Source organism: Alteromonas sp. 1_MG-2023, from assembly GCF_030547075.1.
In the GTDB taxonomy this organism is placed as follows: domain Bacteria; phylum Pseudomonadota; class Gammaproteobacteria; order Enterobacterales; family Alteromonadaceae; genus Alteromonas.
In genome coordinates this window covers 136,711-158,164 of record NZ_JAUOQH010000002.1, presented here as the reverse complement: position 1 = coordinate 158,164, position 21,454 = coordinate 136,711, and the positions used below count along the sequence as shown (strand labels likewise).

Annotated in this window: 21 protein-coding genes; 15 read left to right on the top strand and 6 right to left on the bottom strand. The window is 42.4% G+C overall.

Features of this window, described 5'->3' with window-relative positions; genetic code table 11:
• Positions 1-92 precede the first annotated feature (92 nt).
• The 5 genes from Q4561_RS02690 to Q4561_RS02670 all read left to right on the top strand — a co-directional run bounded on the left by Q4561_RS02690 (position 93) and on the right by Q4561_RS02670 (position 4,146).
• Complete coding sequence (locus tag Q4561_RS02690; protein WP_303457425.1) at positions 93-722, top strand: TetR/AcrR family transcriptional regulator; 630 nt, start codon at positions 93-95, stop codon at positions 720-722.
• Between the two features lie 105 nt (positions 723-827).
• Positions 828-1,208, top strand: coding sequence for a hypothetical protein (locus Q4561_RS02685; protein ID WP_303457424.1), 381 nt, complete (start codon positions 828-830; stop codon positions 1,206-1,208).
• 125 nt (positions 1,209-1,333) lie between these two features.
• Positions 1,334-2,395, top strand: coding sequence for a serine hydrolase (locus Q4561_RS02680; protein ID WP_303457423.1), 1,062 nt, complete (start codon positions 1,334-1,336; stop codon positions 2,393-2,395).
• A 231-nt stretch (positions 2,396-2,626) separates the two neighbouring features.
• Positions 2,627-3,388 carry a Nif3-like dinuclear metal center hexameric protein gene (locus tag Q4561_RS02675; protein WP_303457422.1) on the top strand — a complete coding sequence of 254 codons (762 nt, stop codon included), beginning with the start codon at positions 2,627-2,629 and terminating at the stop codon, positions 3,386-3,388.
• A complete protein-coding gene (locus Q4561_RS02670) occupies positions 3,385-4,146 on the top strand; it encodes a methyltransferase domain-containing protein (RefSeq protein WP_303457421.1) in 762 nt (253 codons plus the stop codon). Before Q4561_RS02675 ends, Q4561_RS02670 begins: the two co-directional genes overlap by 4 nt.
• Positions 4,147-4,272: 126 nt before the next feature.
• Here Q4561_RS02670 and Q4561_RS02665 read toward each other — a convergent pair whose 3' ends face one another.
• Together Q4561_RS02665 and Q4561_RS02660 are read right to left on the bottom strand one after the other, a co-directional pair.
• Positions 4,273-5,304: a 2-hydroxyacid dehydrogenase gene (locus Q4561_RS02665; protein ID WP_303457420.1), complete on the bottom strand. Its 1,032-nt coding sequence runs from the start codon at positions 5,302-5,304 to the stop codon at positions 4,273-4,275.
• Positions 5,305-5,361: 57 nt separating this feature from the next.
• Entirely contained in the window at positions 5,362-5,844 is a 483-nt protein-coding gene (locus Q4561_RS02660) for a glutathione peroxidase (RefSeq protein WP_303457419.1), read from the bottom strand.
• A gap of 93 nt (positions 5,845-5,937) precedes the next feature.
• On the opposite strand from Q4561_RS02660, the gene Q4561_RS02655 reads away from it, so the two are divergent.
• Positions 5,938-6,837 (top strand): NAD(P)-dependent oxidoreductase, encoded by a 900-nt coding sequence (locus Q4561_RS02655; RefSeq protein ID WP_303457418.1) that lies wholly within the window; start codon positions 5,938-5,940, stop codon positions 6,835-6,837.
• An 18-nt stretch (positions 6,838-6,855) separates the two neighbouring features.
• On the opposite strand, the gene Q4561_RS02650 is transcribed toward Q4561_RS02655, so the two are convergent.
• On the bottom strand, positions 6,856-8,496 hold the full coding sequence (locus Q4561_RS02650) for a response regulator (protein ID WP_303457417.1): 1,641 nt from the start codon (positions 8,494-8,496) through the stop codon (positions 6,856-6,858).
• Between the two features lie 289 nt (positions 8,497-8,785).
• On the opposite strand from Q4561_RS02650, the gene Q4561_RS02645 reads away from it, so the two are divergent.
• The 4 genes from Q4561_RS02645 to Q4561_RS02630 all read left to right on the top strand — a co-directional run bounded on the left by Q4561_RS02645 (position 8,786) and on the right by Q4561_RS02630 (position 12,938).
• Complete coding sequence (locus Q4561_RS02645; RefSeq protein WP_303457416.1) at positions 8,786-9,940, top strand: acyl-CoA dehydrogenase family protein; 1,155 nt, start codon at positions 8,786-8,788, stop codon at positions 9,938-9,940.
• Between the two features lie 92 nt (positions 9,941-10,032).
• Positions 10,033-11,160: an enoyl-CoA hydratase/isomerase family protein gene (locus Q4561_RS02640; protein WP_303457415.1), complete on the top strand. Its 1,128-nt coding sequence runs from the start codon at positions 10,033-10,035 to the stop codon at positions 11,158-11,160.
• A 331-nt stretch (positions 11,161-11,491) separates the two neighbouring features.
• Positions 11,492-12,358 (top strand): putative RNA methyltransferase, encoded by an 867-nt coding sequence (locus Q4561_RS02635; protein WP_303457414.1) that lies wholly within the window; start codon positions 11,492-11,494, stop codon positions 12,356-12,358.
• A gap of 25 nt (positions 12,359-12,383) precedes the next feature.
• Positions 12,384-12,938, top strand: coding sequence for an HAD family hydrolase (locus Q4561_RS02630; RefSeq protein WP_303457413.1), 555 nt, complete (start codon positions 12,384-12,386; stop codon positions 12,936-12,938).
• Between the two features lie 162 nt (positions 12,939-13,100).
• Here Q4561_RS02630 and Q4561_RS02625 read toward each other — a convergent pair whose 3' ends face one another.
• Positions 13,101-14,618, bottom strand: a complete 1,518-nt coding sequence (locus Q4561_RS02625) for a DUF3413 domain-containing protein (protein WP_303457412.1) — start codon at positions 14,616-14,618, stop codon at positions 13,101-13,103.
• 13 nt (positions 14,619-14,631) lie between these two features.
• Positions 14,632-14,847: a DUF1414 domain-containing protein gene (locus Q4561_RS02620; protein WP_303457411.1), complete on the bottom strand. Its 216-nt coding sequence runs from the start codon at positions 14,845-14,847 to the stop codon at positions 14,632-14,634.
• 159 nt (positions 14,848-15,006) lie between these two features.
• Between Q4561_RS02620 and yejK the strand changes: the two genes are divergently transcribed.
• From yejK to Q4561_RS02605, 3 genes are all read left to right on the top strand, one after another.
• Positions 15,007-16,071, top strand: a complete 1,065-nt coding sequence (yejK, locus tag Q4561_RS02615; protein ID WP_303457410.1) for a nucleoid-associated protein YejK — start codon at positions 15,007-15,009, stop codon at positions 16,069-16,071.
• 65 nt (positions 16,072-16,136) lie between these two features.
• The gene (locus Q4561_RS02610) at positions 16,137-17,012 is read left to right on the top strand and encodes a 6-carboxytetrahydropterin synthase (RefSeq protein WP_303457409.1); all 876 of its coding nucleotides are present in this window, start codon (positions 16,137-16,139) and stop codon (positions 17,010-17,012) included.
• Between the two features lie 79 nt (positions 17,013-17,091).
• On the top strand, positions 17,092-17,991 hold the full coding sequence (locus tag Q4561_RS02605) for a M23 family metallopeptidase (protein ID WP_303457408.1): 900 nt from the start codon (positions 17,092-17,094) through the stop codon (positions 17,989-17,991).
• Between the two features lie 239 nt (positions 17,992-18,230).
• Here the strand turns inward: Q4561_RS02605 and Q4561_RS02600 are convergent, their stop codons facing one another.
• Positions 18,231-20,018 carry a M61 family metallopeptidase gene (locus Q4561_RS02600; protein ID WP_303457407.1) on the bottom strand — a complete coding sequence of 596 codons (1,788 nt, stop codon included), beginning with the start codon at positions 20,016-20,018 and terminating at the stop codon, positions 18,231-18,233.
• Positions 20,019-20,147: 129 nt separating this feature from the next.
• Between Q4561_RS02600 and Q4561_RS02595 the strand changes: the two genes are divergently transcribed.
• Together Q4561_RS02595 and Q4561_RS02590 are read left to right on the top strand one after the other, a co-directional pair.
• Positions 20,148-20,831, top strand: a complete 684-nt coding sequence (locus Q4561_RS02595) for a PilZ domain-containing protein (RefSeq protein WP_303457406.1) — start codon at positions 20,148-20,150, stop codon at positions 20,829-20,831.
• Between the two features lie 143 nt (positions 20,832-20,974).
• Entirely contained in the window at positions 20,975-21,436 is a 462-nt protein-coding gene (locus tag Q4561_RS02590) for a DUF962 domain-containing protein (protein WP_303457405.1), read from the top strand.
• The last annotated feature ends 18 nt before the right edge of the window (positions 21,437-21,454 follow it).

The window sequence follows — 21,454 nt, the reverse complement described above, 5'->3', positions numbered from 1 at the left end:
TTCGGTTATGCGTAACTTTTCACCCCCGTTTTTATCCGTAAAGTACGATTAAAAATGGGCGTAATTGTACGTAAGGTTAATAAAAATAAAAAATGGCGAAGCAAACTAAAGCTGATATTTTGGATGCCGCAGAACTGCTCTTTTCAGAGCAAGGGTTCACACAAACTTCAATGCGTGAAATTACCACTCGAGCAGAGGTGAACTTAGCGTCAGTCAATTATCACTTTGGTAGTAAGAAGAATCTTATACAAGCGGTTCTTAAACGGTATTTCGATATCTTAATGCCTGAAGTTAATATCTGTCTTGCCAAGAATAAGGTTTCTTCTGGTAGCCAAGGTGTTGCTACCTTGTTGTATGCACTCATTCCTCCCATGCTTAAACTCAATGCGCTCAGACCATCTGGCACCGCCATTTTTGTTCAGTTATTGGGCCGGGGATATAACGAAACTCAAGGTCATTTACGTCGTTTTATTATGAACGACTATGGCGAGACAATTAGGGCCTTGGTTGACGCTATTCAACAATGCTTGCCCGACCTCCCTCAAGAAGAGCTGTTTTGGCGTTTACACTTTGCTATGGGAAGCTTTGTATTTTCCATGGCATCAAGCCGTGCGTTAACCGAAATTGCTGAATCCGATTTTCACAAACACGTAAATATTGAAGAGGTGATCAGCCATCTAGTGCCATTTGTGGCACAAGGCGTTGCTGGTAGTCTTGAGTAAATCAAAAAAAAATGGGGTCAGAGTACTTTTAAGCTGATATGTATCTTTGATAATGTACTCTGCCCCTGTTATTACAAAAAAAAATTAAAATTGGAATTATTCAGAATGGATTCATTGGAAATAGAAAAGAAAACTGAACTAGACTCAGTCCAACAGAATAAAATTAAAAATGAGACCCTTACAACGGAACTTCATTTTGACTTACTTAAGCAGTATGCGTGGTTATCTTCTGCTGCTATTGGTGCAATCGTTGTTCTTGTTCAATTGAAGGCCGTAGAAGCGAGTAGAGATCTTTATATCTCTCTCGGTTTTTTTGTGGCTTCAATTATCATGTCAATTATGGGGCAAGATCATATAATTGATTCATTGCTTAAAGGTAAGCGTATATACGATGCTTCAAAGGTTTTAAAGTTAATTAGATGGATATCCATGATGTGCTTTGGTATCGGCGTAGGTTATCTCTCAGCAAACGTATTTGTACTTTAATATCTACTCTCTTCATTTGCTGTATACGCTAATTCTATTTACACTTTAGCACGCGTACCTTTTAGTCATTACGGCTCTGCCTATGATGGCTACTTGTAAACGTTAATTTCTCCTTTAGGTGCTTTTTGCTTAAGTTAATCATTTCATCACTCTTCATATTTTCCGTGAATGCTACTTCTGCCGAAACGGATAGCCATAGTGAGCTGTCGCATTATTTAAATGAAGTTAGGGTTAAGAGTAATATTCCTGCAATGGCTGTAGCTGTTATTACGGCAGGTGAAGTCAGTTATAGCAAAGGTTTCGGTTATCTTAATGAAAAATTAACTACGCCAGTAACGGATAAAACTCTATTCAGAGCAGCATCAATTTCTAAACTCTTCACCGCGCAAGCCATAATGAAATTAGTAGAGCTGAAAAAGCTAAGCCTCAATGATGATGTAGGCTTATATATACCACAGCTTGAAAAGTCTCAAATTACTATAAAGCAATTACTCACCCATTCTTCGGGTTTAAGCGACGTTATTAGGCCTGCGAGCCTTGAACAAGCTAGAACGCTGACGCGTTATTTTGAATTGGTTAATGGCGCTGTCCCTGAAAAGCTCAGAAGGAATAGCTTTGAGTACAGCGACACTAATTTCAATTTGCTGGGAGAGGTTATTTATTCGGTCAGCGGTCAGCGCTATGAAACTTTTATCTATGACAATATATTGAAACCAGCAAGGGTAGAGCGAAGCAATTTTTATGACGGTAAGAATGAGCATTTGGCTGAAGCGCCCCCAACCCACAAGGGGAAATTAATAGATAAGCTTCAGCAGCGACCCTATGACTTAGCCTTCAACCCCAGTGAAGGCCTGGTTGCTAATGTGGTCGACTTAAGCCGATGGCTGACGCTAACCCTCAATAATGATCCCGCTATTTTAGAAAAGCAATCTTACGAAGCGATGTTAGTACCACAAGTAAAAACGACGTGGAGTGAAATATACATGGGGCTTGGTTGGCAGGTTTATGAGAATGAATATGGGAAAGTCGCCAGGCATCCAGGTAGCGTTCGTGGGTACAAATCGCTCGTGCTTACGTACTCAAACAATAAAAACGCAATCATTATACTGAGTAATTCAAGTGGTACACCGCGCTGGGAAATTGCAAAGTCCATTACGGATATTTTAAAAACCAGCGGGGAGTGGTAGCTGGGATACGGCGTTTACTAGAGTTAGTTTTCAACGTGGGCGAATGAGCTTAATGCCATGAAACATATTTTGGTTTTACCTTAATATGCTACTCAACAAGTACAGACGAGAGCATGGCATGGCTAAAAAGAAATGACGGCAGTAGTGGTTTAAAATCAGTATAATGCTCAACAATTCTATAGGTTCAGCGAGATTGTTGAACTCATTGTATAAAAGTTAACCGGAGTACTTGTGTCTGTAAATAACCTTGAACTTAAACGCTACCTTGATGGCACATTAAGAACACATGAGATTAGTGACTATTGCCCTAATGGTCTGCAAGTTGAAGGGAAAGCAGAGATTCAACGGGTAGTAACAGGGGTAACGGCTTCACAAGCGCTAATAGATGCAGCTATAGCAGAAAATGCCGATGCCATAGTGGTGCATCATGGCTATTTTTGGAAAGGCGAATCGCAAGCGATTAGCGGCATGAAGAAAAAGCGTATTAAGGCATTGCTCGACCACGACATAAACCTATTTTCATACCACTTGCCATTAGATGTTCACCCTGAGCTAGGAAACAACCGTCAGCTTGCCGCTCTATTAAATATTCATGAAGTTAGTGCCCTTAGCGGCGTAAAACCTACGGGTGTAGTGATGCAAGGGGAATTCGAAACCCCAATGTCTCAGCATGACCTTCAGCAGCTTTTAACTGAAACCTTAGGGCGTACTGTGTTAGCAGAGGGTGATGATACTAAAACTATTAAAACCCTAGCGTGGTGTACAGGCGGCGGTCAGGGGTTTATTGAGCAAGCTGTCACCGCTGGCGTAGATGCGTTTATTACTGGCGAAGTCTCTGAACAAACTATTCATACGGCGCGAGAAATGGGTATTAGCTTTTTTGCAGCGGGCCATCATGCTACTGAACGTTATGGCGTAAAGGCATTGGGTGAGCATATTCAGTCTGAGTTTAACCTAGACGTGACTTTTATCGATATTCCAAACCCAGCATGACGAAAAAATCAGATCATATTTTTGACGGTATTGCGGCAAAATTTGCTGATAATATTTATGGCACGACAAAAGGGAAACTTAGGCAAATTATGCTGTGTGAGGCTTTAGCGCCTTTTGTTGAAATATCTGAAAATACGCGGCCTAAAAAAATACTAGAAGTAGGGGGCGGTACGGGGGTGATGGCCGCTCACTTGGCATCGCTAGGGCATAGTGTACTGTTAACCGATGGATCGGAAGACGTACTGGAACATGCCAAAGAGAACTTAAAAACATTCTTTAACGTGGATATTCAACATCAATATTTGCAAGATATTCAAAACATAGAAGACTATGATTTCATAGTGTGCCATGCGGTATTGGAATGGTTGAATACGCCCTATGAAGCTATCCAATTTATTTATGATAATATGCGTGAGGGGGCAGTACTAAGCCTGAGTTTTTTTAACCGTGATGCAAACTTAATGACCAACGCAATTTACGGTAACTTTGATTACATTGCGCAAGGAATGAAGGTCAGGAATCAAGTTCGCCTTAACCCTAAAAATCCATTACCCGCTAAACAAGCAAGTGACTTCTGTGAGTCGATTGGTTTCACGGTCAAAGCGAAAACGGGCATACGATGTTTTCATGATTACCTAAAGAACCCAGAACATCAAACTACGCAATTTGAAGGTTTGTTAGCACTTGAACGAACTTATAACCAAACCGAGCCGTTTATGTGGTTAGGTAAGTATTTTCACCTTGTATTGGAAAAGTAGCAAATATTGCTACTTTTCTACTATTCTCTTTAACCTAAGCCTTTAAATCGTATTCGTTAATCCACAACCGTTAATCCATGCCCATCAAGTCTCGCCCATAAAGCCATGCCCGTTCAATGGTCCCCGTTAATTTATATGCTTAACCATATTGTTGTTGACGTTCAAGCTAGTGTCCCCAGCAAAGAAGCGTAAATTATCTAAGGTGATGGCGGCAATTTCTCTTAAAGCCTCTTGAGTAAAAAAGCCTTGGTGCCCGGTGACTAATACATTTGGAAAGGTAAGCAAACGCTGAAATATATCGTCTTGAATAATATCTTGTGAATGATCGCTGAAGAATAGTTCAGATTCGCGCTCATACACATCTAAACCCACGTAACCTAGATGCCCCCGTTTCAGCCCATCTATTACCGCTTTATCATCAATAAGCCCTCCCCGAGAGGTGTTAATTAACATGGCGCCTTTTGGCATCAAAGCCAAAGATGAAGCGTTAATTAGATGATAACTTTGTTCTGAAAGCGGACAATGCAACGTCACAATTTGGCTATCTGTGAACAGTGTTTCAAGTGAGACATAAGAAGCCCTGTCTTGAGTAGCTTGCTCGTTAGGGTAAGGATCGTAGCATAATACGTTGCAGCCAAACCCTTTTAAAATACGAATGACCGCTTGACCAATACGCCCTGTACCAATAACCCCCACCGTTTTATTGTGTAGGGTAAAGCCTAATAAACCACTAAGTTCGAAGTTACCTTCTTTTACCCGATTATAGGCTTTATGCGTTTTGCGATTTAAAGTAAGAATTAACGCTAGGGTGTGTTCAGCAACGGTTTCAGGGCTATAAGCGGGTACTCTAGATACGCTGATATTCAGTTCTTGGGCGGTTGCGATATCGACATTATTGAAACCGGCGCAGCGAAGAGCAATATGCTTAACGCCAGCTTCATGCAATATCGCCAACGTTTTTGCATTCAATTCATCGTTTACAAACACACAAACCGCATCGTAGCCTTGGCATAATAGGGCGGTTTCAGCAGTTAACTGATGTGGGAAGTATGAAAAGGAAATAGGATCTTGAGTATTCGCCGTATCTAACCCGTTCTCAGCTGCATCTTTAAATACTGCTTCTTCATAGGGTTTGGCGCTAAAAAAAGCGACTTTCATTCCTCTACACTCCTTATCAGTTCTATTTCAGTTAAATGATAGTAAGTCGAAAATAGCTCAGTCTATAAGTAACGCTTCAATATCTTTGCCTATCTCACTTGGTTTAGTGGTAGGCGCATAGCGCTTTATTACCTTACCGTTCGTATCTACAAGAAACTTAGTGAAGTTCCACTTTATACGTTTGGAACCCAATAAACCGGGAGCTTCAGATTTCAACTCAACATAAAGTGGGTGAGTCTGATTGCCATTAACTTCAGTTTTTTTGAATAAGGGAAATGATACCCCAAAATTCATACTACAAAATTGAGCTATATCATCATCTGACCCAGGTTCTTGATGACCAAATTGGTCGCAAGGAAACGCTAATATTTCTAATCCCTTTGGGCTAAAGGTTTTATAGAGCTTTTCTAACCCGTCATATTGGTTAGTGAAGCCACATTTGCTGGCCGTGTTCACTACCAGCAATACTTTTCCTTTAAATTCTGACATGGCAATAGTCTCGCCATTATTTTTAGTAACTTGATGATTATAAATACTCATAGCGCTTCTCTTTTTCGTTATTGGCTTGTTTTAGTTATTGAAAAGTTTGTTACACTTCGCCTCAGTATAATCCGTTCGCAAGAGAGTTACACTATGTCAAATACGACAGCTTCTACATCGACACCAACAGATAAGTCAGCGGTAAAAGTGAGTTTTCTAGGCCTAGGCGTGATGGGTTATCCCATGGCGGGGCATTTATCTAAAACAGGTTTTAATGTCACTGTTTATAATCGCACTAAAGCGAAGTCTGAAAAGTGGGTAAAAGAGTATAGCGGCACGCTAGCCGACACCCCGGCAGAGGCCGCAAAGGGCGCTGATATAGTATTAATGTGTGTAGGCAACGATAATGATGTAAAAGATGTGGCTTGCCAAGCGCTAGGCACAATGGCACCAGGCACGTTACTTATTGATCACACCACGGCATCGGCAGAAATAGCTCGCGAACTGTTTTCATTATGCCAGCAACAGTCTATAGCGTTTCTAGACGCGCCAGTCTCTGGCGGTCAATCAGGGGCTGAAAATGGGTTACTTACCGTAATGGTTGGAGGTGAACAAAATGCCTTCGAGCGGGCCGAGACCGTATTTTCTACCTACGCTAAACACAGCCAGTTGCTAGGGGAAAGTGGCAGCGGGCAATTGGCTAAAATGATGAATCAGATATGTATCGCAGGTATTGTGCAAGGTTTAGCTGAAGCCCTGCATTTTGGCCAAAAAGCAGGATTAGACTGTAACGCGGTTATTGATGTTATAAGCAAAGGTGCGGCGCAATCGTGGCAAATGGAAAACCGCGCGACGACTATGCTTGAAAATCATTACGATTATGGATTCGCGGTAGATTGGATGCGCAAAGATTTATCGATTGCCCTTGATGAAGCACGAAGAAATGGATCTACACTAGCGCTGACGGCATTGGTCGATCAGTATTACGGTGATGTACAAAAAATGGGTGGGCAACGGTGGGATACATCAAGCTTACTGATGCGCTTAAAGTAACGTTGAACTCATTTCTAACTAGTTCTGCATTTGTTCGTTCTTCGCAGGTGCCATGAGCTTTTCAGCATTCGCTTGTGCGGTAATGTTTAGTTGCGTTAATCGGTGATGATTATTTTCAGACAGTGGCATGTCTGCAATCACTCTGAGTAACTTACGAATACCGTATTTTCGATAAACCGCGGTATCAGATTCAATCATACATTGCAGCAAGTTAAGTCCGAACGCCGCGGTCTCTGGGGAAAGGTTTAACGCATCATAAAAGTGCTTCATGGCAGGCAAATATTGTTTGTTCATAAACAGTTTGGTGCCAGTTTCGTTAAGTATTACCGCTTGCTCATGGTTCAATCCAAGGCGCTCACCACCTTTGAAGATTAAATCATCGTTAGCAACCTGTTCTGAGATCGCCTGTAATTCAGAATTCTTTTGCTTTGCCAGTGCAAGCAGTTGGCTAGCTTTACCTTCCTCGCCTAGACCATGATGTACCTTAGCGGCTATCACCAACATTGACGGTTCGGTACGCTGGTAGTTATCCATATAGTCACTTTCAAGCAAATGAGCAGCTTTTTCATTCTCGCCTTCTAGTATGGCCGAGAATGCCAGTAGATAGTCTCTTTTTTGAAGCACTTGCCTATCACTTTGACTACGACCGGCCAAGCCAACTAACTTACGTGCTTGGCTTAGACTTTCTTCGCGATTTGTCGTCGGCGCTTCTTCAGCGAGCAGTAAATAGAACTCGGCAAGCTCAAAAGTGAAATCGTTAAATCTGTCTTTCGCACTTCTGTGCATCGCACGTTTCTTTTGTAACAAGTCTATAGCTTCAACCACTTTGTCTTGTTTCTGATAGGCAATGGATTTCAACCTAGCAGCAGGTAGGCTTAACTCACTGAATTTGATCTGACTTAAGTAGGTTTCTACTTGCTCATAAGATTTTTGTTCAAAGGACAATGATGCTAGCCATTCAAATGCGCTATCTTTCGCTAAACTTGATGTCACCATGCCACTTAATTCATCATGGCAGTCAGGCCAAAGACCCGCAGCGTACTGGCACTTAATTTTACCCCATTGCGCCCAAAGCACTTTGTCTGAGCGGGTGAGTACATCATCATACACCCGCATTGCATGCAAAATATCTTCGTTTTCAAATAACAGCTTAGCGTAAAGCTTACCAACGTCAGAAGCCAAACGAGGAGGGACCCCATCACGTATGTTTCTGCGCACTAAGGTAATTGCAGACGACAGTTGTTTATTATCCATCTCTCTTAAAACGGGGTCTATATACTGTCGATAGCTAAGATAATGTTTAATTTGGCGAGATAACGACGCCATAGTGTAGGGCTTGATAAGCAGTGCATCAGGTTGCAGGTCCATAATTCTGCCAATCGTCTGAGGCGAACGATCTGATGTTAAGAATATTACCCCAGTGCTAGGGCGAATATAGTCAGCTTCTTTAAGATTTAACAGCCACTCCACCCCGGTCCTACCTTGGCCTAGGTGATAATCCATTATAATCAATTCGAAGTGCTGCTTACGCAGTGCAGACTTTAACTCTACTCCCGATCCAAAACTGCTAACGTTTAACTTTGCGATAGGTAGCAAATGACCGCGCAAGGTCGTGCGCGCAGTCGCGTTATCTTCAACAATAGCAATCCGATAATCCAAGAAGAGTCATTACATTTGTGTTTTTATAAACATAGCTTATCAGTGCTGGTTGTAAAGTGCATTAGCCGTTAGGTTAAGATTATAACTATTTGTCTTTATGCAGTATTTCTAAGTTAGCGTAAACGTTCACCGCATCGGTTGTGTCATTTGGGCTTGTCACAGTAATTTTACATTTAATTTATTTATTTTTGATGTTTACGTTTACGTGAACGTAAGTTGTTAGGTAGTATAAAAAGCCTATTAGTACAGTTGATGTTTTTTACCTCCTTTACCCAGAAGGGCTTGCACTATGAATTTCGACCTTTCAGAAGACCAACTCGCCTTTGAAGATGCAGCTCGCCAATTCGCGATGCAGGAGTTTGCTCCTCATGCAGCACAGTGGGATAAAGACCACTATTTCCCTATTGAAGCCATTAAGAAAGCAGGGGAGCTAGGCTTTTGCGGTTTATATACGCCTGAATCTGAAGGGGGGCTTGGGTTATCTCGGTTAGATGCCTCAATAATTTTTGAGCAGCTGTCGATGGGGTGTACTACCACCACAGCCATGTTAACCATTCACAACATGGCTACCTGGATGATTGCTACCTGGGGTCAAGAATCTGTTAAGCAGCAGTGGTGTGAGCAGCTCGTTTCGGGTCACAAGCTTGCTTCATACTGTTTAACTGAGCCTGGGGCCGGTTCTGATGCTGCTTCACTTACCACTAAAGCTGCGCCTAACGAAAAGGGGTATGTGCTTAATGGTGCAAAGGTCTTTATTTCCGGGGCGGGCAGTACTGATGTATTGGTAGTGATGGCGCGTACAGGCAAGGAAGGCCCTAAGGGGGTAAGTGCCTTTGCGATACCTGCTGATACCAAAGGCATCATCTATGGCAAGGCAGAAGAAAAAATGGGTTGGAATGCCCAGCCCACCCGAATGATTACGTTTGATAACGTACAGCTTGAAGCGTCTTGGCGTTTAGGTGATGAAGGGCAAGGTTTTAAAATGGCCATGCAAGGCTTGGATGGTGGGCGTATTAATATTGCCACCTGTTCAATTGGTACGGCGCAACAAGCGCTAAACGTGGCAAGACAATACCTTACCGAGCGAGAGCAATTTGGTAAGCCTATTGCCACGTTTCAAGCATTGCAATTTAAATTAGCTGATATGGCCACCGAACTGGTTGCTGCTAGGCAAATGGTAAGAATGGCGGCAGTCAAACTCGATGGTAAACATGCCGATAGCACCACGTATTGCGCGATGGCAAAACGATTTGCCACTGACGTGGGCTTTAAAGTCTGTAATGAAGCGTTGCAGCTACATGGTGGTTACGGCTATATCAAAGAGTACCCGTTAGAACGCCACGTCAGAGATGTGCGGGTACACCAGATTTTGGAAGGTACCAACGAGATTATGCGAGTTATCATCGCTAGGCGTTTGCTTAGTGACGAAAATAGCGTTTTGTAGTGAAGGCGCTGTAATAAACACGCTCCAGTATTCAGTTATAACTCATGTTTACAAAATCACAGCAAATGAAGGTCTGCAATAAGGGATAGTAAATGGAAAACAAAGATTCAGTAGTCATTGTTGAAGAAGTATCAACAGCTTCAGGGCATAAAGTTGGCGTGCTTACGCTAAACAAACCGAAAGCGTTAAATGCATTAGATTTAAACATGGCAAGTTTGCTATTAGATGCACTACAAGCTTGGGATAATAGAGATGATCTCGTTTGCGTTGTATTGAAAGCTGCGGGTGAAAAAGCCTTTTGCGCGGGTGGTGATATAGTTTCTATGTACAATGCCATGCTTGAATCAGACGGCGAAATACCTGATTTTCTTGCGACTTTTTTCCGTACGGAATACACCCTAGATTACACCATTCACCATTACCCTAAGCCAATTATTGTTTGGGGTTCCGGCATTGTTATGGGCGGCGGAATGGGGCTGATATGTGGTGCTAGTCATCGAGTGGTTACCGAAACTTCTCGCCTAGCTATGCCGGAAATAACCATTGGGTTATACCCAGATGTGGGTGGCAGCTATTTTCTTCCCCGCTTACCAGGAAAAACCGGACTTTACCTTGGGTTAACCGGTGCACAGATGAATGGGGAAGATGCATGTTATGTAGAGCTTGCCGATGTGTTATTGGCCTCAGATCAGCAACCTGCTATGTTTGAAGCGTTACAAGCTCACCCATGGAAGACTGAAGAAGACAGCGACCTTGCCACTCAAGTAACCCAAATTCTAACCGGTCTTAATGCACCTGAAAGTAATCTTCCTAAGAATGTAGAGTCTCATCGAGGGCTTATTGATAAATGGTGTGCACCAAGCAATGTCGCCGATGTGGTAAATAATGTTTTAACGACTGATGTTAGTGAAGATAAATGGCTATCCCGGGCACAATCGACCTTGGCCAAGGGCTCTCCAATAACAGCGCATTTGGTTTTTAAACAGTGTGAACGTGGGGCACAGTTATCTTTAGCTGATTGTTTTCGTATGGAAGCTATTATGTCGTGCCGTTGCGGCCAATACGGGGAGTTTCAAGAAGGCGTGCGAGCATTGTTGATTGAAAAAGACTTATCGCCGAATTGGAAGTTCAAAAAAGTGGAAGATGTACCCAAAGAGGTGGTGGCGTCGTTTTTTGATTCGCCTTGGTCTGAAAATGATCACCCACTTGCTGAGTTGTAAGGCTTGATGCTGAACGCAGAAATTTTTTCTCAAAGAAACTTTTGAGCCGAGATATTTTTTATTAAAAAATTTATGCTAGAGAAACTTTGCGATGCAATGAGCAAGGTAACTGAAGCATGAGTTAGGTTGCCAGTTTGTCCGTTTGAGCGTTTAGGCGTTAGCGCATGTGTGCGAGAACGCTTAAATGGCTGTTATGCATTTCTGTGTGAAAACTTTGAATGCGATGAAACCCTACAATCAAGTCCTAGGTGAGAAGCAGTCACGACACTCGCGGTGAAGTTTGCTAAAATCGCCACCAGTGTTAGACAGTTTTTACAGTGGACTCTTTTTTATGTGGCAATGCCCACTTTGCCGAAGCCCAATTGATATTAGTGCTTCGGTCATTCAATGCAGCAATAACCATAGTTTTGACAAAGCGAAAGCCGGTTACGTCAATCTTCTCCCCGTACAATTTAAAAACTCTAAATCGCCCGGTGATGATAAAAATATGGTTCGTGCCCGTAGAGAGTTTCACGACTTAAATGGTTACGGCCCGCTTAAACAGCGCATGGTTGAAATCGTTTCACAGTATTTTTCCGATTCTGTTGATAGAGCCAATGCCGTTAACGCCAACGCTGACCAAGAACTAACCATTTATGATGCAGGGTGCGGTGAAGGAAGTTACCTAAATGCGTTAGTTGCAGGTTTAGAATCCGAAGGTTTTTCCATTAAAGGCAGTGGAAGTGATATTGCTAAAATTGCCGTGGAACTAGCCGCTAAAGCTTATAAAAAACAGCAGTTCGTTGTAGCAAGTAGTTTTGATTTACCCATAGCACCCGAAACGCAAAACGCGATTATTCAGGTTTTTGCCCCCGGCAGCAGTGAAGAATACGCTCGTGTATTAAAAGCGGGTGGAATTTTGCTTACCGTAGATCCTGCACCAGACCATTTATTCGAGCTAAAGTCGTTGGTATACGACAACCCTGCAAAACATGAAGTACAAAAAGAGGCGCGTGATGGCTTCACTCAATCTTTGGATGAAACGGTTAATTACCCCTTGCATTTTGATAATGATGAACAAAAAATAGCATTGATTAAAATGACTCCCTATTATTGGCGTTTACCCCCAGACCGTTTAGCTGACATAGTTACATCACTCACTCAAGTGACGGTAGATTTTCGCGTTCAGGTATGGCAAAAATCAACCGATGCCAGTTGATTTGACCATGAAGAGAAAGCACACAATGGATTCAGCACCGGTTAAAGCTTTATTTTTAGATCGCGACGGTATTATTAATGTCGACCATGGTTACGTAGGCCAGTATGAAAACTTTGAATATGTAGATGGCATATTCTCGCTAATGAAGCGCTTTGAAAGCGCAGGTTACAAAATCATTATTGTTACCAATCAGTCAGGCATTGCTCGGGGGCTATATTCAGAGAACGACTTTCATGCATTGATGAGCAGAGTACAGCAAGACTTCCAGCGTGAAGGTATCAGCTTTGTACCCGTGTATTTCTGCCCTCATCATCCAGAGCATGGTATTGGTGAATATAAAAAGCAGTGTACGTGTCGCAAACCTAGCTCAGGTATGTTGAAACAGGCCGCACAGGAGCATGCTATTATGTTGCCCTCTAGCATCATGATTGGTGACAGTTGGCGAGATATCGAAGCAGGGCAAGATGTGAAGCTAGCCCATTGTTATTTTGTGTCTAGCAAAACACCGCCAGCAAATGCACAACTAGAAAATGTTACACAGGTTTCGTCATTAAACGAAATCAGCGTGGCACGCTACTAACACCGAACAATCTAATGTAGGCAAATATGAGTAGTGTTATTCAGGTAATGAGGCCACCAATGCCTTTTATTTACTCTTCGCCCATTTGTCCATGATTTCCTTAAATGAAAAAAAAGCGCCGATTGGCGCTTTTTTACGTTTTAGTTCTAAATAGATTATGTTCTAGTTTTGACTAGAAAACCGCGACAAATGCTTGATAGCTTGGCTCAATAAATCTACATTCAGCGGCGCGTTACTGCGTTTACCCGTGGTAACATCAGTAATTTCATAACTTCCGTTACTCAATACATCAGTACGTTTACCATTGTGGAACACGACTATTCGTTCGCCTGAAGTACTTACTAACCATTTACGGCTAGGGCTAAGTAAGTTCTGACCGGTAGAATAGAAGGTAGTAGGTGCTGCACACCCCAGAGCATTCATAATAGTTGGTGCAAGGTCTTCCGTACTGGCAATATCTGCACTTAGCGACATATTGCTGTACAACACGCCTTGTGCATTCTCGTTGCCATAACCTGTGGCAATCATAACGTTATTGTTTTTCAGCATTTCTGGCGTGACATAATCTGTTATTGCAGATGCCGGAAGAAACGCTAAGTGCAAGCCGTTATGGTTATTCGACAAAGGTTGCTGATAGCCTGAAAACATATCAGCGGGCAAGCTCTCGTCAAAATGAATAGACACAGGCATACCAAGACCAACCGGCAGAGCTAGCAACACAGGGCGCTTGTTGCTAAGCGAGTCTTGATAAATCTCTGGCACACCAAACAAGGTAGTTGTAATTAACCCATCTAAACTGCTAGCCGTAGAATGATAGTTTTCTAACGCGTTTAACCCTAGGTCATTAATACCAGAAATGTCACCTTCATCTGTTTGCACAATAACGGTCATGTTCTTGCCAGAATCAATAGAGCAATACACCGGCTCAGCAGGGTAATTAATATTGTGGATGTCAGAGTTAAACTGAAGCTGTTTACGTTCTTCATATGCAGCTAAGTCTAGTAAGCCATAGCGTGACATCGTCGTTTTAGCCGTAGCAGGGTAAGATAACGGAAACATGTTATCTTGCTTAATGATGGGCTGATAAAGCTCAGCATCGGCCCATACATGCACTGCATGGCTACTAACAAAGCACACAACGAAGAAGCTAGCTACAGGAACGCCAATCTTGTGTTTAGAAAAGCGCTCGACCCGTTTCCAAATTGCATTAGCAAGCACAAGTTGAAAGCCTAGCCATACTAGAAACAGCATGAATAAATAAGCCCACTGTTGCCAGTAGAATTCACTTATTTGAGTTTGTGCTTCTGTTCTCAGTAAATCGGCTGAATGAAAGCTGATATGAAAACCCGTGCGATTAAATAACAACGCATCGAAGGCGAGGAGCGCCAACCCTACGGCCGCTATAATAGATGCACTGGCTTTAATTGCTCTTGGATTGGTTGCTAAATAGCACAAGGGCAAAATAAATATCACAAAACCGAAAAAGGTCATAAAGCCAATATGGCCTAACCAATTCGTTAATAGATATAGTGTACCTACGCCCGTGCCTGGCATAGGTGAAGAAAACACAAAAATTGATGCAATAACAATGGCAATTATTATATTCGCAAAGGCGAACCAATGGCCCCAATTTACTAATTTCGTCACTCGCTGGCGGCGAGGAGATTCGGCTAAAATCATAAATGAAGCCTATTTAACCTTGAACACTCTTCTTGAGCACATTGGCAAATTGATCTGCCATGGCTTCGCGTTTGTCAGGACTTACCTGAGTCTGTAAAATATGGGTAATCACATTACCTAGTACCATTAATGATAAATCTCTTCCCGCATCGTTTTCTTCGAGGGTTAGAATGACTTTATTCATTAAGTTTTCAAATTCAGCATTGGTATAACGGCTATTCTGGGGCACTGCTACGCCTCTTTTTTATGATTTCTTTGATAAAAAGAATGGTTTTACTCGTAAAATGATTATAATCGTTGTTTGAGTGATAACAATCATTCATTCTAAAATCCCGCAATTCCGTAGGTATTTCTTACATTTTTTAAGCAACAGGACACCCTTAACTCTATGAGTGCACTGATTCATCACTTTGTTGTACATCGTTTAGTCGTTAATAAAGATGACAAGATTGAAGCAATTCCTCGTGAAAACTGTTTAGCAGTTACACCTGAAATAGAGCTTTTAGCCCATCAGATTAACCACAGTTTTAATGCTAAACCCGGAAAAGGGGTTGGTCATTTTGTTTCGCACAGCGATGAAGAAAATACGGATAACGTAACAGAATTTTCCGAAGGCTTGAAAGACTATTTGGCGCAGAAAAAAGCGGGTGGTGACAATTTAGAACAAGAATTTCATAGCTTTTCATTATCGGCGACCAAACGATTGGTGAAAACATTAATCGATACCGGCACGGTAGAAACGGGATTTCTTATTTTCTGCCAGTATGAATTTTTGGCTACTCAATATTTGATGATTGCGTTGCTAAATACTCGCTCTCACGTTGAAGTAACTAATTCACTGGATTTGTCTGCCCGTGAACATTTAGATTTAGCCCGCATGCAACTTGCCGTTCGTATTGACCTAACCCAATGGGATATACAACCAGAACAGCAGCGTTACGTTAGCTTTATAAAAGGCCGAATGGGCCGTAAGGTATCCGACTTTTTTATGCAGTTTGTAGGATGCGAAGAGTTAGTTGACGTGAAGCAGCAAAATAAGCAGCTTATCTCCTCTGTAGACGCCTATTTGGCCAGTGAATCTTTAGATCCACAAGAGCAGCATCAACACCGCGAGGAAGTGAAAACCTATTTTAAAGAAAAGATTGATGCGGGTGAAAGTTTATCGGTAGACGAGTTAGCCAACAGGTTGCCTTCAAACGAAGAAACTAGCAGCAACTTTTCTTCATTTACTCAGTCTATGGAAGTACCGCTTGAAAAAGAGATTCAGCCAGATCCCGCAGCACTAAAACAGCTAGCTAAATTTACAGGGCAGGGCGGCGGTGTTTCGGTAAGTTTTGAACGCAAATTGATGGGCGATCGTATTTTTTACGACCCAGCCACCGATACCTTAACGATTCGCGGTATTCCACCGAATTTAAAAGATCAGCTTAATCGCCAATCTTCTATGGACTAATCACTGCGTTTAACACGTAAAAAACGTATACTAACAACAGAAAACGAACACGATACAAGGGTGTCATGCAACTATTTGTAAACGATTTGACAGTAATGGACTTTTCTTACCTTTGCCCCAAGCGCGGCATGGTAGGTGAAAGCTGGATTGTCGATGTAATCCTAACCGGTGAACTTAACGAAGAAAGTATGGTTCAGGATTTTGGTATTGTTAAAAAAGACCTAAAACGACTGATTGACGAGTATGTCGATCATAAATTGCTTGTGCCTGCGGAATATGCGGGTGCGACGGTTATCCATGATGATGCAAATGAACAGGTTGAAGTGCGCTTCACCTGTGAAGATGGTAGAGAAATTATGCTTCGCTGCCCAGCAGAAGCTTACGCTTTTTTGTATTCAGACGTAGTTACCATGGAATCGGTTAGCGTTTACTTAAAAGAGGTGCTCGCCACTCACTTACCAGAAAACGTTGATAACATCACATTAAAGCTGCGTGCCGAGGTTATAGAATCTCCGTTTTACCATTATACCCACGGGTTGAAAAAGCATGATGGAAACTGTCAGCGAATTGCTCATGGCCACCGTTCGCGTATCGATATTTACCTAGATGGTAAGATTAGCGAGCAAGAACAAGCCTATTGGGCCAACCGTTGGGCCGATATCTACATCGCTACTACGGAAGATGAAATTGCTTATGAAGATCGCAAAATTACTGGTTCAGTAGCCACACCTAGCGACTACTACTCGTTTGCATACGAATCGTCACAGGGCTATTTCGAGTTACTTATTCCGAAAGCCGATTGCGAAGTGATAACCACAGATTCAACGGTAGAATGTTTAGCGCAATACCTGTTAATTGAGCAAAAGAAACGTACACCAGACAACCACTGCCAAGTAGTGGCTTATGAAGGTGTGGGTAAAGGTGCCATGGTCTCTGAGTAGCGGCAGTTTCCAGTAAGAATGGTGTCAGCGTAATTGCACCTTAGAAGATGTGGCTAAAAGTGCAAGAAAAGGAGTGGTAATGAATTTTCGGGTTGAGCGTTTAAAGTTTATCCGGGCTAGTGTAGTTCAAGCTCGTGTAATAAATTTCCTTAAAAAAACAGTTGGGCTTGCAAGCATCTCTGTTTTGCTTTTAAGCGCGGGCAGCACAGCAGCTTTTGCCCAGCAGGAGCCAATTACGTTAAATGGCACCTTAACCCAAGGGAGCTTGATAAGAGGTCAGGTTGCGCCAGGTGCTAAAGTTACCCTTGATGGTGAAGCATTACAGCTAAATAACGAAGGCAAATTCGTGTTTGGTTTTGCGCGGGATGCAAGCCTTTCTCACAAGCTCGAAGTTGAGTTTGCCGATGGTACCACTTCAGTACGAGATATTACCCTCACTAAACGTGAATACGACATTCAACGTATAGACGGGCTTGATTCTAAAATGGTGACGCCGCCAACAGCGGTGCTTGAAAGAATTAGGCAGGACAACGTTAATGTGTCAGTTGCACGAAGTAAAGTAACCGACGCTGATGCACTATTTACGCGTTTTGAATGGCCAGCTAAAGGCCCTATAACTGGTGTCTATGGTAGCCAGCGCGTGCTAAATGGCGTACCAAAGTGGCCACACTTTGGCGTTGATGTAGGCGGGCCAACCGGTGCGCCTGTTACCGCACCTGTAGAAGGAACGGTGACGTTGGCGGAAGACTTGTATTACTCAGGTAATACGCTAATTCTAGACCATGGCATGGGTGTATTTTCAACTTTCCTTCACTTAGATTCTATTACAGTGAAAGTTGGCGATACGGTAGCGCAAGGCGATCAGATAGGCACTATTGGCGCTACGGGTAGAGCAACGGGCCCGCATTTAGATTGGCGGATCAACCTAGGCAAAATGCGCCTTGATCCACAGACGGTAGTGTCGGGAACCCCTGAGTAGAGCGGGAACGTCGCAATAGAGCGCTAGCGCGAGTATAAGCCAAGCGTACGTGACTAGGTTGGGTACGAATGACTATTCGAGTAATTTAGAACCGCGGCGCTTATTAATACATCGAACCAGTTATCACATCGAAACAGCATTATCGCTAAACAAAAAGGGCTACCTTATTAAGGTAGCCCTTCTTCGTATAGCTTTTATGATTAGCTTTTAGTGATTAGTTTCTAGTGGCTGGCATTTAGTTATTTGCTAAGGCCTAACCATGCTGCAAGTTTACTTTCATCAACAACAGAGAAGTAACATACGTCTTCACGGGCGTTTCTTACATCAAGATCGCCGGTTAACAACCGTCCATCTCGAATCAATGAAATACTGACTTGCCCTGTATTCGTTGAATCTAAAATACGCTGCAATTTAACCTGGTTAACCACATAGCCATTTACGGCAATAATAGTATCGTTAACCATTAAACCTGCATCAGAGGCTGCTAAGCCTTCAAATACTTGCGTTACGGTAAGTCCTAATGGGGCAGGCTTACAATTGGCACCTAGTTGGCGCTTAACGCCTTCGCCACTTGTTTTGCCACCTTTATCTTCAGCAGATACCTTACTGCGAGTTAGCAGTTCAACCCCAATGTTCGATAGCCAATTTTCCAATGGCACATCTTTTGTACCGTAAACCACATCGGCTAGGTAGTCAGAAATATCAATATTGAAGTCTTGTTCACATATCGCGGCAATAACGTCATCAGGCGTACCTTTCTCATCGCGACCATATTGTTCCCATAAATGGCGCATTAGCGAGTCTAACGTTACGTCGTTGTTCGATTTTTCGCGCAGCAGTAAATCTAAGCCAAACGCAATAATGCCGCCTTTGGTGTAGTAACTTACAATTGAATTAGTGGCACTGGCATCTTGCTTGTAAAATTTTGTCCACGCGTCGAAACTACTTTCTGCTACTGACTGCTTAAACCTACCAGCATTTTGCAATAAGCGGGTTAAATTCTGCGATACGATATCTAAATATTTTTGAGGGGTAATAGTGCCCGCACGGGCTAACGTAACGTCATCATAAAAGCTGGTAAAGCCTTCATAAATCCACAGTTGGTTGGTATAGGTTTCTTTCTGTAAATCAGGTTTAACCATAACCTCGGGTTTAATGCGTTTAACATGCCAAGTATGGAAAAGCTCGTGGCTGCACAGGCTCAAGAAGGTAATGTAACCATCAGTTTTAGTCTCGCTTTCGCCCACCATAGGTAAGTCGAAGCGAGGAAAAAGCAGCGCGGTTGAATCACGGTGTTCTAAACCGCCGAATCCAGTGTCAGCCAATAATGTCATGAACAAATAGCGCTGCATGGGTTGTGGATCGCCAAATAACTGCATGTGGTGCCTGCAGATAGGTGTTAAATCGTTGGCGATACGCTCAAGGTCTAAATTATTCCTACCAGAGAATAACAATTCAAAGGTAACCCCATCCACGTCGAAACTATGCAAGTTACAAACGCCAATATAGATAGGATGATCAATAAATTCTGCATAATCCTTAACTTCGTATTCCCAGCTGTCATGCACATCATTCGTTAAAGGCATACTGGTATAAGCGCGCCAGTTGGTAATAGCGGGTTTTATAATTTGTAGTTTGCAGGGGCGCTCTTCAAAGCCTTCAACACTTAAAAACGCACTTGTACCATTAATAAACGCATACTCGTCGTTAATAAATGCTGAGCGCACAGACAAGTCATTGGCATACACGCGATATGTGATGGTTAAAGCTTGCCCTTGAGTGTTAGCCTGCCATGTTTGTTTATCAGTCTTAATACAGTTGATGCTGTCGCCAGTATCGGTATTTGTGGCAGATAACGACACAATATTCTTAGCAAAGTCTCGCACCATATAACTGCCAGGGATCCAAGATGGCAATGTAAGGTTCAGAGTTTGCGTTTTATGAGAAGGCACAGTGAGGGTTACATCAAACAGATGTTGTTGCCAAGAAAAAATAGACAATTGGTAGTGAAGCGTAGGGCTATTCATGATGTCCTTTATATAAAAAAATGCGTATCTAAAATTTATGGCGACATCATGCCTGATAGAGAAGGTTTTGTCAGCTGACAGAAAATTGGTTACATTTAGATTACGTACAATAAGAACGTTCTTAAATACATGTCAGAGAATGCCGCTAGTAGTCAACTTAACAGAGAAAACGTCGATAGTTTGTGCGCATTACCACCAGGCTCAGTGGTAGATTTACAAATTACTACGCCTACCGCGCCCAGACGTGTAAAAACTGCCTATGTGGGTATGGAGCTGGCGACGTGTATGATTTTTCAAATCCCAACATCGGCCAAGTGGATGGTAATAAGAGATCTACTCACAATCGGTAATGACATTGTGGTGCGTTTTGTTTTAGAAGGTGGAGCAGGGCAGGTCATCGCGTTTCGCGTTAAGGTGCTAAAATTACTGGCTAAGCCATCAGGGCTATTAATTACAAGCTTTCCCCGCAGTATAGAGTCTATCGGGCTTAGAGCGAATAAACGCGCTCAACCAGGTATTGCCGTTAAAGTCTCTTCAGAAGCCTTTCCCGAAGCTGAGCAAGTGACCGGGATCATTGTTGATATCTCGAACAATGGCTGTCGTATCGCGCTACCGCTAAAGCCGGAATGGCCGATTATGATTGATGAAACTAAGATTGCGCTGGTGTACTCAACTGATGGTAATGACTCTACGTTGAACGCTATTGTTAAAAATCACCAGCTTGAATCTGAATTTGTTTACTATGGATTAAAATTTGATAGCGATGAAGAGGCTGTCAATACACTGTTGTCAGGCCATACACTCATTACTTAAAACGATATCGAGTACTAATTTTCGCTGTCTTTTATTTTATAAAGCGTTAAATCAAGAGCTCGAGTTAAGACACTAAATCAAAAACTAAATGAAAAATTAAATAATAATTAGAGCAATAACTATAACAATAAGTGGAATTTGCTATGAGAACGATTGAAAAGTTATTAATGCAGTACAACGAAAGTCACCAAAATAAAATGAATGTACTTATTCACGCTATCGCCGTGCCTAGCATTTATTTCGTTACTTTAGGGCTTATTTGGGCCATACCTGTGCCTGAATTTATTGCCGCTTTCAACGTTACTTGGGCGCATATTATCGCCATTCCTATATTATTCTATTATTTTAAATTGTCAGGACCTATCGGTGCTGCCATGACATTATTGACCATAGTGTGTTTCGGCGGCATAAATCTTATAGCCTATTATGATGTGAGTGTTTGGTTATTCTGTTTGTCACTTTTCATTGTAATGTGGGTCCTTCAATTTGTTGGACATAAAATTGAAGGCAAAAAGCCGTCTTTTTTTGAAGATCTACAATTCTTGTTAGTTGGCCCTGCATGGTGGTGGATGCATTGGCTTAAGAGATTGAATATTAGTTATTAGTCGCGGTAGCTAAACCGA

Bases quoted from the DNA above. Each gene is read 5' to 3' on its own strand.
- Q4561_RS02640 (WP_303457415.1), top strand. From the start codon at position 10,033: ATGGAAAACAAAGATTCAGTAGTCATTGTTGAAGAAGTATCAACAGCT.
- Q4561_RS02665 (WP_303457420.1), bottom strand. From the start codon at position 5,304: ATGAAAGTCGCTTTTTTTAGCGCCAAACCCTATGAAGAAGCAGTATTT.
- Q4561_RS02685 (WP_303457424.1), top strand. From the start codon at position 828: ATGGATTCATTGGAAATAGAAAAGAAAACTGAACTAGACTCAGTCCAA.
- Q4561_RS02630 (WP_303457413.1), top strand. From the start codon at position 12,384: ATGGATTCAGCACCGGTTAAAGCTTTATTTTTAGATCGCGACGGTATT.
- Q4561_RS02600 (WP_303457407.1), bottom strand. From the start codon at position 20,018: ATGAATAGCCCTACGCTTCACTACCAATTGTCTATTTTTTCTTGGCAA.
- Q4561_RS02690 (WP_303457425.1), top strand. From the start codon at position 93: ATGGCGAAGCAAACTAAAGCTGATATTTTGGATGCCGCAGAACTGCTC.
- Q4561_RS02635 (WP_303457414.1), top strand. From the start codon at position 11,492: ATGTGGCAATGCCCACTTTGCCGAAGCCCAATTGATATTAGTGCTTCG.
- Q4561_RS02670 (WP_303457421.1), top strand. From the start codon at position 3,385: ATGACGAAAAAATCAGATCATATTTTTGACGGTATTGCGGCAAAATTT.
- Q4561_RS02625 (WP_303457412.1), bottom strand. From the start codon at position 14,618: ATGATTTTAGCCGAATCTCCTCGCCGCCAGCGAGTGACGAAATTAGTA.
- Q4561_RS02660 (WP_303457419.1), bottom strand. From the start codon at position 5,844: ATGAGTATTTATAATCATCAAGTTACTAAAAATAATGGCGAGACTATT.
- Q4561_RS02605 (WP_303457408.1), top strand. From the start codon at position 17,092: ATGAATTTTCGGGTTGAGCGTTTAAAGTTTATCCGGGCTAGTGTAGTT.
- Q4561_RS02610 (WP_303457409.1), top strand. From the start codon at position 16,137: ATGCAACTATTTGTAAACGATTTGACAGTAATGGACTTTTCTTACCTT.
- Q4561_RS02595 (WP_303457406.1), top strand. From the start codon at position 20,148: ATGTCAGAGAATGCCGCTAGTAGTCAACTTAACAGAGAAAACGTCGAT.
- Q4561_RS02655 (WP_303457418.1), top strand. From the start codon at position 5,938: ATGTCAAATACGACAGCTTCTACATCGACACCAACAGATAAGTCAGCG.
- Q4561_RS02645 (WP_303457416.1), top strand. From the start codon at position 8,786: ATGAATTTCGACCTTTCAGAAGACCAACTCGCCTTTGAAGATGCAGCT.
- Q4561_RS02590 (WP_303457405.1), top strand. From the start codon at position 20,975: ATGAGAACGATTGAAAAGTTATTAATGCAGTACAACGAAAGTCACCAA.
- yejK (WP_303457410.1), top strand. From the start codon at position 15,007: ATGAGTGCACTGATTCATCACTTTGTTGTACATCGTTTAGTCGTTAAT.